This is a genomic window from Actinoplanes lobatus, assembly GCF_014205215.1.
In the GTDB taxonomy this organism is placed as follows: Bacteria; Actinomycetota; Actinomycetes; order Mycobacteriales; family Micromonosporaceae; genus Actinoplanes; species Actinoplanes lobatus.
The window spans coordinates 9865995-9880831 of the sequence record NZ_JACHNC010000001.1 but is presented as its reverse complement, the minus strand read 5'-3'; the positions used below and the strand labels follow the sequence as shown (position 1 = coordinate 9880831).

The window sequence follows — 14837 nt, the reverse complement described above, 5'->3', positions numbered from 1 at the left end:
ACTCATCCGTATGGGTGAGGTCACTGACGGAAAGCAGACACTAGCGTTTCCGCGTGGCGAATCGGTTCCAACTTTGGGGACAAGCGGGCTGGGCGAGTGCCGAGGTGGTCGGCGAAACGCACTACGCAAAGGCGATACGTGCGCTCTTCGGCGACGACTTCAACCCGCAGGGGACCGACATAAACGTCCCGGTCCAGCTCATCCCGGACCGCAACAACCGGCACGACCGTAACGCCGTCGGCGTCTGGTCCGGCTCCAGCCTGCTCGGGCACCTGCCCCGGCCGGAGGCCGCCCGGTACGTCCAGGTGTTCACCTCGCTCACCACCCGGGACCTGATCCCCGAGGTCAACGCGCGGATCACCGGCCGGGAGTGGGTCGCCGCCGACGGCCGTCCCGCCGCCTTCGACGCCTCCATCCGCCTCGACCTCGCCGAACCGCACATGCTCGTCCCGGCCAACTCGCCGCCGCTGAGCGAGCACCGGCTCCTGCCCTCCGGCTCGGCCGTCCAGGTCGTCGGCCAGCAGCCGTCCCTCGACGCGCTGCGGCTGGTGCTGCGCCCGGAGGGGGAGTGCTGGGCGTACGTCACGCTGCACGAGATGGCCGACCACCTGGTCGAGGTGCGCATCGGCGAGGCCCGGGTCGGTGACCTCAGCCCGAAGATGAGCGGCGAGCTGCTCCCGGTGCTGCGGCACATGGCCGAACAGGGCCTGGTCACCGCGGCCCGCGCCATCGTCCGGGGCAGTACCGACAAGAACGAGGTGATGCTCTACATCGCCCGCGTCCAGGACCTGCCGGAGAGCTGGCAGGCCCCGGCCCGCCGCCCGGCCGCCGCCCCGGCCCCCGGCCGCGGCACCGCGAGCGTCCCCGGCTCCGGCGTGGCCACGGGACCGGCCACGCCGGGCACCACCCCCGCCCCGGCCGGCAGCCCGGTCATGTCCGGTGGGCCCGGCTCCGGCGGCCTCGTGCCGAACTGGGTGACCACCGGCGAGCCGCTGCCCAGCTGGGCGTCGCCGGCGACGATGCAGCCGCCGGTGTCCCCGGCGGATGATCCCCCGCAGTGGGCCGAGCCGGGCGGCGGCCTGCCGAGCTGGGCCGTTCCCAGCAACGGCGTGCCCACGTGGGCGGCCGGGAGCAGCGCGCTGCCCGGCCTGCCCGCCACCGGCTCGCTGCCCGGAGCCGGCGTGCCGTACCTCGACCAGCCCGTCACCCGGGTGGTCCCGCAGACCGCGACGCTCACCGAGCCGATGCCCACCCCGGTGTCCCCGGCCCCCGCCGACATCCAGGCCATGGAGATCGCCGAGACCACGGTCATCCCGGCGCTGGCCGCCGTGGTGAAGGCCAACTCCGGCGCGCTCAGCACCATGAACCCGGTCTCCGCGGTGTCCGCGGTGTCTCCGGTCTCCCCGGCCGTCGACCCGCACCCGCCGATCCCGCCCGCGCCCACCGGCATCAGGTTCGTGGTGCCGCCGGACTGGCCGACCCCGCCCGCCGGGTGGTATCCGCCGGACGGCTGGCGACCCGATCCGGCCTGGTCCCCGGCCCCCGCGGGATGGCAGTGGTGGGTCCCGGCCTGGGGCTGACTTCACCGGATAAAGCCGGATACGTCGGATTAACCCGGAAAAACGGCACGGTGACCCACCTCGCCTTGCTGGAATGAGGAGATGCGGTGGGATGATGCTGACGGGCTGACCGGGCGGCCGGATGCGCGCGTACGCGGAGTGCTGGAGACCTGGCGTACCGGTCTGCTCGACCTCAGCGCCATCAACCCGCTCATCCACGTCGACCCGTGGGGCGCCGGCGTGGTGGCGATCGACGACCCCTCACCACGCAGCGTCCTCGAAGCCCTCCAGCAGGGCCGCGAGTGCGGCTTCCTCGGCGTCGAGGAACAGGCGGAGGGACCCCGGCCACGGGTCACCAACGCCTTCCAGACCCACATGACCGACGCCGAGATGGACGCCACCCTGCGCGTGCTCAGCCGCCGGGCCCACCGCGACGAGCTCGAGTACGGCATGTCCACGCTCTTCCTCGCCGTCGGCACCCTGCACTGGGCGGACGACCAGCGTGAGTACGCCAGCCCGATCCTGCTGCTCCCGGTGGACCTGGTCAGCACCGGCCCGCTGGACTACCCCCGGCTGCGCGCCCGCCCGGACGATCCGCTGGTCAACCCGGCGCTCGCCGTCCGGCTCAAGCGGATGGGCGTCGAACTGCCCGCCGTCGAGAGCCTGACCGGCCTCGACGTCACCGTCTTCTGGGCCCGGCTGGACGCCGCGATCAGCGGGCACCAGGAGTGGCACACCGACGAGGCCATCCTGCTGTCCCGGTTCACCGTCCACCGCGAGGTCGTCTACCAGGACCTGGTCGACAACGAGCGGCAGATCCTCGCCCACCCGGTGGTCCGCGCGCTGGCCACCGACGCCCGGGCGCAGATCGACGCGTTCAAGTTCGAGCCGATCCCCGGCCGGCGCATCGACGACGTCGCCTCACCCGACGACGTCCCGCTCGTCCTCGACGCCGACGCCGCCCAGCGGGCCTGCATCGCGGCCGCCATGTCCGGCCGCAGCTTCGTGATGCGCGGCGCCCCCGGCACCGGCAAGTCGCAGACCATCGCCAACATGATCGCCGGCCTGATCTTCGCCGGGAAACGGGTCCTGCTGGTCTCCGAGAAGGCCGCCGCCCTGGACGTGGTCAAGGAGCGGCTGGCCGGCGTCGGGCTCGACGACTACCTGCTCGAACTGCACAGCGAACACAGCGGCCGCGACCGGGTCGCGACCACCCTCGCCGCCGCCCTCGACTTCATCCCGCTCCCACCGCCCGGCCTGTCCACCGACGAGCGGGAGGAACTGCGCGACCACCGGATACGGCTCAACGCGTACGCCGAGGCGATGAACGAGGTCCGCGAACCGCTCGGCCACCGCCTGCACGACGTCCTCGGCATGTGCGCGCAGATGATCGACGTACCGCCCGCCCCCGTCCCGCCGGCCCTCCCGGTCCCGCTCACCACCCAGTCGTTGCAGACCGTCCGCGACGCCGCCGAACGGATCGGCCGCGCCTGGCGTCCCGCGTTGCAGGGCGAGGACTTCCTGTGGCGTGAGGTGATCGACCACAACCGGCTCGACGCCCGCCTGCACCAGGCACAGACCGCCCTCGACCACCTCGCCGGAGCGGTCGGCACGGACCCGATGGCGTCCGCCTTCCGGCCCCGCGACCTGGCCGACGCGATCGCCCTCACCACCCTGATCGGCCACGCCGCCCGCCGCCCCGCCGAAGCCGCCGACGAGTGGCTCATCATGGACAGCCTGGAACCGGTGGCCCGCGCCGCCGAGAACCTGCTGCACCACCTCGAGGCACTGCACCAGGCCGGGGAAGCGGTCCGGGCACGATCCGGCGTCACCTGGGAGTCGCTGCCCATCCCCGGCAAGCTGCCGATCGTGCCGACCCTCGTACACCTCGACCCGCCGGCGATCGAACTGCTGCCGCTCACCGCCGCCCAGGCCCGCGGCCTGGCCCGCCGCTTCGCCGAGGAGGCCGACCGGCTGGAACAGCATCAGCACAGCCTGGACCGGGTCACCGCCCGGCTCGGGCTGCCCAACGTGATCGCCTTCTCCGACATCCACCGGGTCTCCGACATCGTCGGCCTGCTGACCCGGCCCGACAAACCGGAGCCCACCTGGTTCAGCCCGGCCGGGATGGCGAACGCCCGCACCGCCGCCCGGATCCTGCGCCGCGCCGTCGAGGTGGCCAGGGCCACCGAGTCCAGGGCGCGCGAGCACTTCAACGAGACGGCGCTCGCCCACCCGGTCGACGAACTGGCCACCCGGTTCGCCACCGTGCACAAGGGACTTCGGAAACTTCGGGCGCCCTACCGGCGGGACCGGAGGGCGGCCGCCGAGATCGGCCGGCCGGACGTCAGACGCTCGCAGGTGGTCGCCAACCTCGGCGCCGCGTCCGCCTGGAAGAAGTCGACAGAGAAGCTGGACCAGGCGGAAGAGGAACACGCCCGGATCCTGGGCCGCCACTGGCGCCGCCTGGACACCGACTTCGACGCCATCGAGCGGGCCCTCGACACCGCCGACGAGGTGATGCGGGTGACCCCGCCGGAGGCCCTGCCCGCCGTCACCGAACGGGTCAGCGCCGCCACCCCGAACAACGCGATCATCCGGATCGTCAGCGAGGCCGGCCAGGAATTCGACCGATGGACCGCCGCCCTGCACCCGCCACCCGAGCCCGCGCCCCGGCCACAGCTCGCCGCCGGGCCGATCCACGACGCGATCACCTGGTTGCGCTCACACGTCGACCCACTGACCGCCGCGGCCGAACTCGTCCAAGCCTACAGCGCGGCCGCCGGACGGGACTTCACCCTCGCCGAGTCGGCCGCCATCGGCATGCTGCGGGAGAGCGCCGCCGACGCGGCCGCCGTCCTGTCCGCCGACGCCGGCGGGTACGGCCGGGTGCTCGGGCCGGTGTTCCAGGGCATCCAGACCGACGTCGAGGCACTGGCCTCCGCGATGGCCTGGACCGCCGAGGCCCGCAGCATCCGGACCGGCGCCGACACGGCGTTCACCCCCGCGCAGGCCGCCGCCCTGTCCCGATCCCGGCCCACCGACGCGCTGCCCTCCCGGGTCGCCGAATGGCAGGCCGCCCGGGACTGGCTCCTGCGCGCCTTCGCCCCGCGCCGGCACCCGTCGCTGACCGCCGCCCTGGACGACTACGAGCAGGCCGGGAAACTGATCCGGGCGCTGATCGAGGACGGCGACGGGCAGCAGGAGTGGTTCGAGTACCAGGCCGCCCGTACCGTCCTGACCGAACACGGGCTGGACGCCGTCATCGACTTCTGCGCCCGCGAGGACCTGCCGGTCGCGCAGATCCTGCCGGTGCTCGGGCGCGCCCTCTTCCAGTCCTGGGTGGACACCGCGATCCGCGAGGACGACCGACTCCCACCGCTCGACGCCGCCGCCCGCGAACGGCTGGTCGAGGAGTTCCGCCACTGGGACGAGCGACTGCAACGCGCCGCGGCCGCCGACGTGATGAACGCCGTCGACGAACTCCAGCCGACCGGCGCCGTCGCCGGCGAGGCCGCCCTGCTGCGGACCTCCGCCGCACAGACCGCCCGCCGCCTGCCGGTTCGCGATCTGATCGGGCAGACCCGCAACGCCACCCTCGCGGTCAAACCCTGCGTGCTCACCGTGCCGGCCGATGTCAGCCGCCTGCTGCCCGCCGACCTGATCTTCGACGTGGTGATCATCGACGAGGCGTCCCGGGTACCCATCCCGGATGCCGTCACCTGCGTCTTCCGCGGCGCCTCGTTCATCGTGGCCGGCGACGACCGGCAGCTCACCGCCCTGCCCACCCCCGGCGGCGGCCGGTCCATCCTCGAACTCGCCATCGGCTGCGCCGCGTTCGGAGTCCTCGACCTGGGCACCCACTACCGCAGCCGGCACGAGTCGCTGATCACCTTCGCCAACCACACCTTCTACCAGCGGGCGCTCAACACCTTCCCGCCGGTCGCGCCGGCCGGACCGGACACCGGCGTCCAGCTCTTCCCGGCCGACACCGACACCGGCACCGGCGAGCACGACGTGGCCGGGATGGTCGCCGGGCGGGTCGCGCACCACTTCGTCACCCGCCCCGAACTCTCCCTCGGCGTCATCGCCTGCACCCCCGAACTCGCCGCCGAGATCGAGACCGCCGTCGCCGACATGGTCATCCCGCCGGAACACGACCGGCTCCGCGGCTTCTTCGTCAAGGACCTGGACACCGTCCAGGGCGACGAACGCGACGTGATCATCCTCGCCATCGGCGCCGAACTGGGCGGACTGGCCGGCGCCGACGGCTGGCGGCGGCTCAACGTCGCCACCACCCGGGCCGCCCGCCGGATCGAGGTGATCTCCTCGATCCGGGCCCACGACCTGCCCGACACCGAGGAGATGCGCCCGCTCGCCGGATACCTCGACTACGCGACCCGCGGCGAGGCGGCACTCGGCCTCGACGAGCCGGGCCCCGAGGGACAGACCCCGTTCGAGGAGTCGGTCCGCGACGTGGTGCGGTCCTGGGGCTACCGGGTGCGTACCCGGGTCGGCACCGGCGCCTTCCGCATCGACCTGGCGGTATGCCGCTCGCCCCGCCGCAACGCGCCGTTCGTGCTCGGCATCGAGTGCGACGGAACCACCTACGACTCGGCGCCCGCCGCCCGCGACCGCGACCGGCTCCGCGAGCAGGTGCTGCGCGACCACGGCTGGCGGCTGCACCGGATCTGGGGCACCGCCTGGTACCTCGACCGGGAACGCGAGGAACAGCGCCTACAGGCCGCCATCGAGCAGGCGCTGGCCGGCCTGCCACCGGAGGACGCGGCGCCCGAACTGACCGTCGAGGTCGGGGACGCCGCCGGCGGCGAGACGTGGGCCGAGCAGCGCGAGCCGGTCACTGTCACCTCAGAGGGGTACGCCGAGCAGGTGCCGGACTATGCGGCGATCGTCTCCACCGGCGGGTATGAGGATTTGGTGCCGGATTACGCGGCAGGCGGTTCCGTTGCCGGGTATGCCGAGGATCTGTTCGATCTGGCCCCGGCCGGATCCGGTCCGGAGGAGGCCGGTCAGGCCACGGATCTGCCGATGGCCGGGATCCCGGACGGGTTCGGCGAATCGGAGGAGGACCTCGCGGCGTCGGAACCGGACTTCGGGACGGTCGCCGACGTCGACCTGGACATGACCGTCGACATGGCGACCCCCATCCCCGTCGAGGACGACGCGTTCGACGCCGAGGTGGAGGAATTCGCCGAGGAGGTGGCCGAAACCGTGGCCGAGGCGATCGCCGAGGTCGGCGAGGAGGCGGACGCCTACCGGGCCGGGGCCGAGGACGTCGAACAGCACGCCGCCGAGGAGTGGGACGGCGTTCCCGCTTCCCGGGCCGGGGAGATGCCGGCCGCCGAACCGGACCGGGGGCCCGCGTGGCCGACCTGGCCGGACGAGCCGTCGGAGCCCGGCGTGCGGATCGGCCCCGGCCAGGAGCAGCCCTTCACCGCCGCACCCACCGGCCCGGCCGCCGCCGGTTCGGCCGCGTCGGCCGGTTCGGTTGCCCAGGAGGAGCAGGTTCCAGCGTTCGAGCGGGTCAGCCGGGCCCACATGTGGCCGGTATCGCCGGATCAGGTTCCGGCGATGGCCGAGCCCGATCTCGAACCCGCGGCCGAAGGAACGGGCGCTTTCGCGGAATCGGCTGCCGAGAGGCCGGCCGGCTTCGCGGAACCGGCCGACGACGAGCCGCGAATCGTGGCCGCCGTGTTCGAGCGGGTCAGCCGGGCCGAGCAGGGCTCGGTGGGCTCCGTGCTCTTCGAACGCGCGGCCGGGGAGCCGCGCGCCCCGCGGGTGGTGTACGAGCGGAGGGAACGGTCCGGGCAGCCCTCCTCGGGTTCGATGCTGTTCGAGCGCGGGGCGGGGGAGACCGGCGAGCCACAGGTGACCCGCCCGGTCTTCGAACGCGTCAGCCGGACGGAGCCGGGGGTCGCACGCTCGGCGTTCGAGCGGGTGAGCCACACGGACGAGCCAGACGGCCCCGCCGGGGACGCCGGCCGGGAGGCGCCGTCCCATGCGGATTCCGATGCGATGGGCCCGGCCGAGGGCCCCCGTGTCTCGCCGGTTGTCTTCAAGCGTGTGAGCAGGGCAGACGAGCCGGGCATCGGTTCGGCGAGGGCTGGGGAGCCCCGTGTCTCGCCAGCTGTCTTCGAGCGGGTGAGCCGGGATCAGGAGACCGCCGCCGAGGACGGGACCGGGGCGGTTCTCGGGCGCGTCACCCGTACCGAAATGGGGGAAGAGGCCGGGATGAACGTTGCTCCCGCCGTCTTCGAAAGGGTGAGCAGGGAGGACGTGGCGGGGGCCGAGGCGGCGGAACGGGCGCGGGAAAGGGAGCGGGCCCGGGAAGCGGGGCTGGCCCGGCAGGCGTCGCTCGCCGAGCAGATGGTGCGGGCCCGGGAGGCCGCGGTGCGGACCCGGTCGGCCGAGGCGAGGAAGTCCACCGAGGGCGCCTCCCGGAAGGGGACCGGCGGCGCGGCCGTGAAGGGTGGGCACGGGCCGGAGGAGTGGGCTCAGCCGTACCGGACAGCGGAACTCGCCCCGCTCCCGGCCGGAGCCGGTCTCACCGACGCGGGCACCCGCGAGCGGATCGTCGAGGCGATCCGGCGGATCGCCGAGGTGGAGGGGCCGGTCCACATCACGATCGCGCTGCAACGGATGCGTGAACAGTGGGCGCTGACCCGGATCACGAAGCAGGCGCGGGCTGTCGTGGACGCGGCCATCGACGAGTCCGGGGTGGGGTGGGACGGCGAGTTCCTCAGCGACCCCGGCCAGCTGGCGCCGGTGGTGCGGTTGCGGGCCGAGGGGGTGGCCCGCAAGGCGGACCAGATCGCCGACTCGGAGCTGAGGATCGCCCTGGAACAGCTGGTCGTCGATGCGGGCGCGATCGACGTGGACGGGCTGCTCGCCGCGACCGGACGCCTCTACGGCTGGGCGTCGCGGCGGTCGACCGGGGTGGACGCCCGGCTCACCACGATCATCGCCGGCCTGGTCGCCGACGGGCGGCTGCTGCGCCGAGCCGACGGGCTCAGCGCCGCACACGATCTGCCGGATCCGCTGTCGCTGCCGCGGCACGACGCCGTCCCGGGCCGGTCGAGCCGGCGCCGGTCCCGTACCTGACGGGTGATCGCGGCGGGTGGCTCCGGGCGTGTGCCTCGGCGCAGACCGGCCGCTACCGTACCGTCGGCCGCGGTTCATCCGTGCTCCCTAAGGTCCGGCCACATGCGAAAGACCATTCAGAGCGGATCGCTGGCGCTGGTGCTGACCGTGACGCTGGCCGGCGCGGCGCAGGCCAGCGGGCATGCGAAGGTCACCACCCCGACCCTGACCGGGTTCGCCTCGCTGCCCGCCGCCACCTTCGTGCCCGGCAGCGAGCCGTCCGGCAGCCTGATCACCGGCAACACCAACGGGTACGCGGTGCCCTTCGCCGACCAGCCGGTGCAGGGCTTCTCCGGCATCGTGAACAACGGCGACGGCACCTTCGGCGTGCTCTCCGACAACGGCTACGGCAACCAGGCGAACTCGGGCGACTTCCTGCTGCGCGTCCAGCGGCTGGCCCCGGCCTTCGCCACCGGCACGGTCGACGTGGTCGGCGGCATCAACCTGACCGACCCCGGCAAGCGGGTGCCGTGGAAGCTGACCCGCGAGGACCGGGTGCTCACCGGGGCCGACTTCGACGTCGAGTCGATCGTCGGGGACTCGTCCGGCGGCTACTGGATCGGTGACGAGTTCGGCCCGTACCTGCTGCATTTCGACCGGGCCGGCCGTCTGCTCTCGGCGCCGGTCCCGCTCGACGGCGTGACCGCCCCGGAGACCGCCACCCGGACCGGCGCCACCGCGAACCTCGGCAGCAGCAAGGGCTTCGAGGGGCTGGCGAAGTCGCCCGACGGCCGTCACCTGTACGCGCTGCTGGAGGGCACGGTCACCGGTGACACGGCGGGCGACCTGCGGCTCAACGAGTTCGACACCCGCACCGGGAAGTACACCGGCAAGCGGTACGTCTACCGGCTCGGCGCGCCCAACCTGGCCATCGGCGACGCCATCGCGATCGACCAGAACCGGTTCCTGATCATCGAGCGGGACGGTGGTCAGGGCGCCACCGCCGTGATCAAGCGGCTCTACCTCGCCGACAAGCGGGACCGGGACTCCGACGGGCTGCTCGACAAGACCCTTCTCGTCGACCTGATGAACATCGCCGACCCGCGGAAGCTGGCCGGCTTCGGCGAGACCTTCACCTTCCCGTTCCAGACCATCGAGGACGTGGTCGTCCTGGACGAGAAGACCGTCGCGGTATTGAACGACAACAACTTCCCCTTCTCCAGTGGGCGGACCGCCGGAGTGGCCGACAACAATGAGTGGATCACCATTGCGCTGCCCTCCTCGTTGCACCCGGACAAGCGCATCTTTCCAGCTCACGGCCGCTAGATAGACGTACGGTAAACGAATAGGAAACGACCGGGCGCGCCGTCGGGGAATTGCGGTAATGGCTTACCTTGACGGCGTGCCCGCGTTTATCGAGGCGATGTTCCGGAACGAGACACCGGCACGCCTGAGACTGTGGACCGCCTCCGCGGTGTGTGCGGCCGTCGTGCTGCTGCTCTCGGTCAGCCTGGTGATGGCCCAGGTGCGTGACCAGATCGGGGTCATCGGCCGGGAAGCCGCCCCGCAGGCCGCCACCGCCGCCGACCTCTACTTCGCCCTCAGCGACCTGGACGCCCAGGTCACCCGGATCCTGCTGGCCGGTGACAGCGATGAGCTGGCCGGCAGCCGGATCGACGCGCTCGGCGCCTACCGGGACCGCGGCCACCAGGTGGACCAGGACCTGCAACGGTCGCTGACCACCGGCGCCGGGGAGGCCGAGCGGGCGATCGTGCTCGACCTGATGGACGGGCTCGCCGTCTACCGGCAGCGGGTCGGGCAGGCCGTCACCGCCCAGGCCGCCACCCCCGCCGCCGGCGCCGGGCGGCTCGCCCCGGACGCCCTCGGCTACTACACCCAGGCCACCAACCTGCTGCATCAACGGCTGCTCCCGGCCGCCCGGCAGCTGCGGGAGGCGGGTACGGAACGGCTCGATGACGCGTACGCCCGGAAAACCGCCACCGAAGGCACCGGGGTGGCCCTCGTCCTGCTCTGCGGCGGCGCGCTCCTCGGGCTCCTCCTCGGCCTCCAGATCTGGCTGGCCCGCCGCTTCCGCCGGACGTGGAGCCCACCGCTCGCCGTGGCGACCGTCCTCGGCGCGATCCTGGCGCTCGCCTCGATCGTGGTCCTGCACGCCCAGTCCGGGCAGCTCGCCGACGGCCGGGACCGTGGCCTCGGCCCCTACCTGGCACTCTCCGAACTGCGCGCGCTGGGCTACGACGCCGCCGCCGACACCGGGCGGTATGTGGTCAGCGCCAATCTGGCCTACTACCGGGACGATTTCGACGGCAAGTCGGCGTGCCTCACCGGTACGCCCGCCTGCCGCTCGCTCGTCACCTGGGAGAACGAGCCGGCCGCCGCCTCGCCCCACGGCGGTCTCATCCGCCTGGCCGGAACCGAGACGGCCGACCGGTGGACCGCCTACCGGACCGGCCACGAGCGCATCCTCACCCTGGCCGACGACGGCCGGACCGCCGAGGCGGTACGGCTGCTGACCGGCATCCGGCGGGGCGACGCGGCCTTCGACTTCGCCTACTTCGACGCGGCGCTGGCGGGCGTCACCGAGACGCGCAAGCAGGAGTTCGACCGGGCGCTGCGCGCCGCGGAGAGCACCACGACCGGGTGGGTGGTCCTGCCCGTCGTGACCCTCACGCTGATCGCTCTTCTGATCCCGTACGGGGTACGCCGGCGATTGGCGGAATACCGATGACCCCGTCTCCGAACGTCCGAAGGAGATCGCGGATCCTCGCGGTCGTGGGGCTGCTCGCGCTGACCGGCTGCGAGGCGCCCGCCGCACCGGCCGCGCCGCCGTTCTCCTGTGCGGCCGGCACCGTGGCCGGGCAGGGGTCGTCGGCGCAGACCAACGCGGTCAACGCCTGGATCAAGGGCTATCAGATCGCCTGCCCCGACGCGTCCATCGAGTACGCGAGCACCGGCTCCGGCGCCGGTGTGAAGGCCTTCCTCGCCGGGACCGGTGACTTCGCCGGGACCGACACCCCGCTGTCCGGATCTGATCAGAGCCTGGCGGATCGGCGGTGCGGCAGCGGCCCGGCCGTACACCTGCCGTTGGTGATCGGGCCGATCGCGCTCGCCTACAACGTGGCCGGCGTCGGGGAACTGCGGCTCACCCCGGCCACCATCGCGAAGATCTTCGGTGGCCGGATCACCGCCTGGAACGACCCGGCCATCGCCGCTGACAACCCGGGCGCCGCCCTGCCCGCCACGAGGATCCGGGTCGTCCACCGCTCGGACGGCTCCGGCACCACCGACAACCTGCTGCGTTACCTGGCGGCGTCGGCCCCCGCCGACTGGCCGCACGGAACCGGCGGCGACTGGCCCGTCCCCGGCGGCACCGGGTACCGGGGCAGCCAGCGGGCCGCCGCCGCGATCGCCCGCACCGACGGGGCGATCGGGTACGTGGAGTTCTCCTACGCGCGGGTGGACTCGCTGGCGACCGTCCAGGTGGGCACCGCGGACGGCCGGTTCACCGGCCCGTCCGACCACGCCGCCGGCCTCACGGTGGCCGCCGCTCAGGTCACCGGCACCGGCGGCGACCTGCGCCTGGAGATCGACCACGCCTCCGCGCCCGGCGGCGCCTACCCCATCGTGTCGGTCACCTACGAGCTGGTGTGCCGCGGTTCCGTCACCGAGACCGCGGTCAGCTTCCTCGCCTACGCGGCGAGCGGCCCCGGCCAGTCCGCCGCCGAACACGCCGGCTTCACCCCGCTGCCCCCGGCCCTTCGCGACCGGGTGGCCCAGACCCTCTCCACCCTCCGCTGACCCGCATTCGCGACGATCTTGGACGGTTTGCCACCTCACCCGGCAGCCAAAGGCTCAAGATCGCCCACGCTCGCGCTTGCCAACCCCGCGCTACACGACCTTGGACGTTTGACCACCCCATCCGGTAACCAAACGTCCCAGATCGCCCACCGCCGGCCCTCGCTGACACGCGTAACGCGATCTTGGGCGTTTTGTCGCTCCGGAGAGTCTTCTCCTTGGGCGTTTGCGGTTCGACGTCAAGCGCCTGGTCGGGCGAATCGGCGAAGGGGCCGCCATCCGCCGCGCTAGGTGGAAATGGGGCTTTCGCGGGGAACAGATGCCCGTTTCGCCCGCTTTGCATGCCGACGCTCTGCGATCTTGAACGATTGGTCACCCGAGACGGTGATAAATCGACCAAGATCGCTCAGGGTGACGCGTCCGCTGGACGAGGGATTCCGGATTCGCCCGTGGGCAGCCAGAAAGAAGACTCTGTCGGGTGGCAAATCGTTCAAGATCGCACAATGTCGGCATGAAAAACGGGTGAAACGGGCACCTGTTTCCGGCGAAAACCCCATTTCCGCCTAGCGCGGCGGACGGTGGACCCATTCGGCGATTCGCCCGACCGGCCGCTTGACGTAGAACCGCAAACACCCAAGAAGAAGACTCGAGCGGGTGGGCAACGTCCAAGATCGCGTGAAGGCGGGGTGAGGGTGATCGGGCAGCTCAGCCCGGCGGTCGCGGCACAGCCTCGACCCGGCAGAGGATCGCGGAGCTCGGCGGGACGGCCCTGTTGCGCCGGGTGCGGCGTAGCCCGTACCGAAAAGGGTTTGAAGAACGACACGCGCCCGGCACCAAACGGGCCGGCGGCACACTCAACACACACACCCGCAAAACGCCGCCGGTGTCGAGGCAGCTGATTTGCCGACGCCAGCGGGTTTTGCTGGCGGCGGGAAATCACCTGCCTCGACACCGGTTACAAGGCGTTTTGCCGCGGAGCGAAGCGGAGCAATTAGGCCCAGCGTTTTGCCGCGGAGCGAAGCGGAGCAATCGAGCACAGTTCCCGGGTGGCCGGGGCGAAGGGGAAGGTTGGCCACCCGGGAACGCGCGTCAGGGGCGGGGGTTGCCGTAGTAGGCGCCCGGGCCGTGCTTGCGTTTGAAGTGGCGTTCCTGGAGGTGGGGCGGGGTGGAGGCGGCCGGGTTGAGGGCGAGTGTCTTGATGGCCATCTCGGCGACCGCTTCGAGGATGATGCCGTGTTCGACGGACTTCTTCGGGGTGGCGCCCCACGTGAACGGGCCGTGGTTGGCGACGAGCGCGGCCGGCATGCCGGCGGCGGCCGTGTCGTCGCCGATGCGTTCGACGATGACGCGGCCGGTGTTGAGCTCGTAGTCGGTGGCGCACTCGTCGGGGGTGAGGCCGCGGGTGACCGGGACCGGGCCGTCGAAGGTGTCGGCGTGTGTGGTGCCGAGGACCGGGATGTCGCGGTCGGCCTGGGCGAACGCGACGGCGTTCGTCGAGTGGGTGTGGGTGACGCCGCCGATCGACGGCCACGCGAGGTAGAAGGCGCGGTGGCTCTCGCTGTCGACGGACGGGCGCAGGCCGCCCTCGATGACCTTGCCGGTCTCCAGGTCGACGGGGACCATGTCGTCCTCGGTGAGGTCCGAGTACGCCACGCCGGACGGCTTGATCAGGTAGTAGCCGCCGTCGCGGTCGATGCCGCTGACGTTGCCCCAGGTCAGCTGGGCGAGCCCGGCCGCCGGGATCATCTGGTTGGCCAGCAGCACGGCCCGGCGCAGGTCCGGTGAACCGTAAGTCACGTCGTCGTCTCCTCGACCGCCATTGTTAGCGCTAACGATAGAGATCTTCCGCGTGAAGACACAAGTCTGAAACGCGGGGGATGTTAGCGATCAACTCCGGCTCGGCGGGCGGGGCGCTCCAGGTGGCGGGGGACGTTCCCGGCCGGTGGCCGTGGCTGCGGGACCCGGGTGGAGGCGGAGGGCAGCGACGGCGCGCGCCAGGTGAACCGGACCCCGTCGAGCTCGATGGTCTCGCCGGCCGCGCAGAGCCCGGACATGCGCTCGCCCTCGACGTCGCCGTGTCCGTAGACGATCATCAGCCGGGTCTCCGCCGTGGGGCTGCCGGCCGTGGTGTGCACGGCCCAGACCTCACCGTAGCCGCGCAGGCCGGTGCCGCCCGCGGTCAGCACCGAGGCGCGGCCCCGCAGCGGCACGACCAGCTCGTGCCCGGTGACGTCACGGATGTGCAGGGTGCCGGAGAGCCGGGGCACCTTGCGCCGGAACCACCCGCCCGCCCCGGAGGCCACTGTTCACCGTCCGTTCTCGTCGTTGAGCACTCCTCGGACTGTAGTGCTCCGTGGCCAG

The 14837-nt window shown here is 72.4% G+C and carries 7 protein-coding genes; 5 read left to right on the top strand and 2 right to left on the bottom strand.

Annotated elements, in window-relative coordinates:
• The first annotated feature begins 53 nt into the window (after positions 1–53).
• The 5 genes from BJ964_RS44855 (at position 54) to pstS (ending at position 12479) form a co-directional block, all read left to right on the top strand.
• Positions 54–1580, top strand: a complete 1527-nt coding sequence (locus BJ964_RS44855; RefSeq protein ID WP_188126346.1) for a hypothetical protein — start codon at positions 54–56, stop codon at positions 1578–1580.
• Positions 1581–1661: 81 nt separating this feature from the next.
• Positions 1662–8681, top strand: coding sequence for a DUF4011 domain-containing protein (locus BJ964_RS44850; RefSeq protein WP_188126345.1), 7020 nt, complete (start codon positions 1662–1664; stop codon positions 8679–8681).
• A gap of 102 nt (positions 8682–8783) precedes the next feature.
• Positions 8784–9986: an esterase-like activity of phytase family protein gene (locus BJ964_RS44845; RefSeq protein ID WP_188126344.1), complete on the top strand. Its 1203-nt coding sequence runs from the start codon at positions 8784–8786 to the stop codon at positions 9984–9986.
• 76 nt (positions 9987–10062) lie between these two features.
• Positions 10063–11409 carry a hypothetical protein gene (locus BJ964_RS44840; RefSeq protein WP_229807130.1) on the top strand — a complete coding sequence of 449 codons (1347 nt, stop codon included), beginning with the start codon at positions 10063–10065 and terminating at the stop codon, positions 11407–11409.
• On the top strand, positions 11406–12479 hold the full coding sequence (gene pstS, locus BJ964_RS44835) for a phosphate ABC transporter substrate-binding protein PstS (RefSeq protein WP_188126343.1): 1074 nt from the start codon (positions 11406–11408) through the stop codon (positions 12477–12479). The genes BJ964_RS44840 and pstS overlap by 4 nt, the downstream gene beginning before the upstream one ends.
• A gap of 1086 nt (positions 12480–13565) precedes the next feature.
• Here pstS and araD read toward each other — a convergent pair.
• Positions 13566–14273 carry an L-ribulose-5-phosphate 4-epimerase AraD gene (araD, locus tag BJ964_RS44830; protein ID WP_188126342.1) on the bottom strand — a complete coding sequence of 236 codons (708 nt, stop codon included), beginning with the start codon at positions 14271–14273 and terminating at the stop codon, positions 13566–13568.
• 83 nt (positions 14274–14356) lie between these two features.
• Complete coding sequence (locus tag BJ964_RS44825; protein WP_188126341.1) at positions 14357–14779, bottom strand: hypothetical protein; 423 nt, start codon at positions 14777–14779, stop codon at positions 14357–14359.
• Positions 14780–14837 lie beyond the last annotated feature (58 nt).

Excerpts from the sequence above, each read along its gene's own strand:
- BJ964_RS44850 (WP_188126345.1), top strand. The coding sequence starts at position 1,662 with ATGCGGTGGGATGATGCTGACGGGCTGACCGGGCGGCCGGATGCGCGC.
- BJ964_RS44845 (WP_188126344.1), top strand. The coding sequence starts at position 8,784 with ATGCGAAAGACCATTCAGAGCGGATCGCTGGCGCTGGTGCTGACCGTG.
- pstS (WP_188126343.1), top strand. The coding sequence starts at position 11,406 with ATGACCCCGTCTCCGAACGTCCGAAGGAGATCGCGGATCCTCGCGGTC.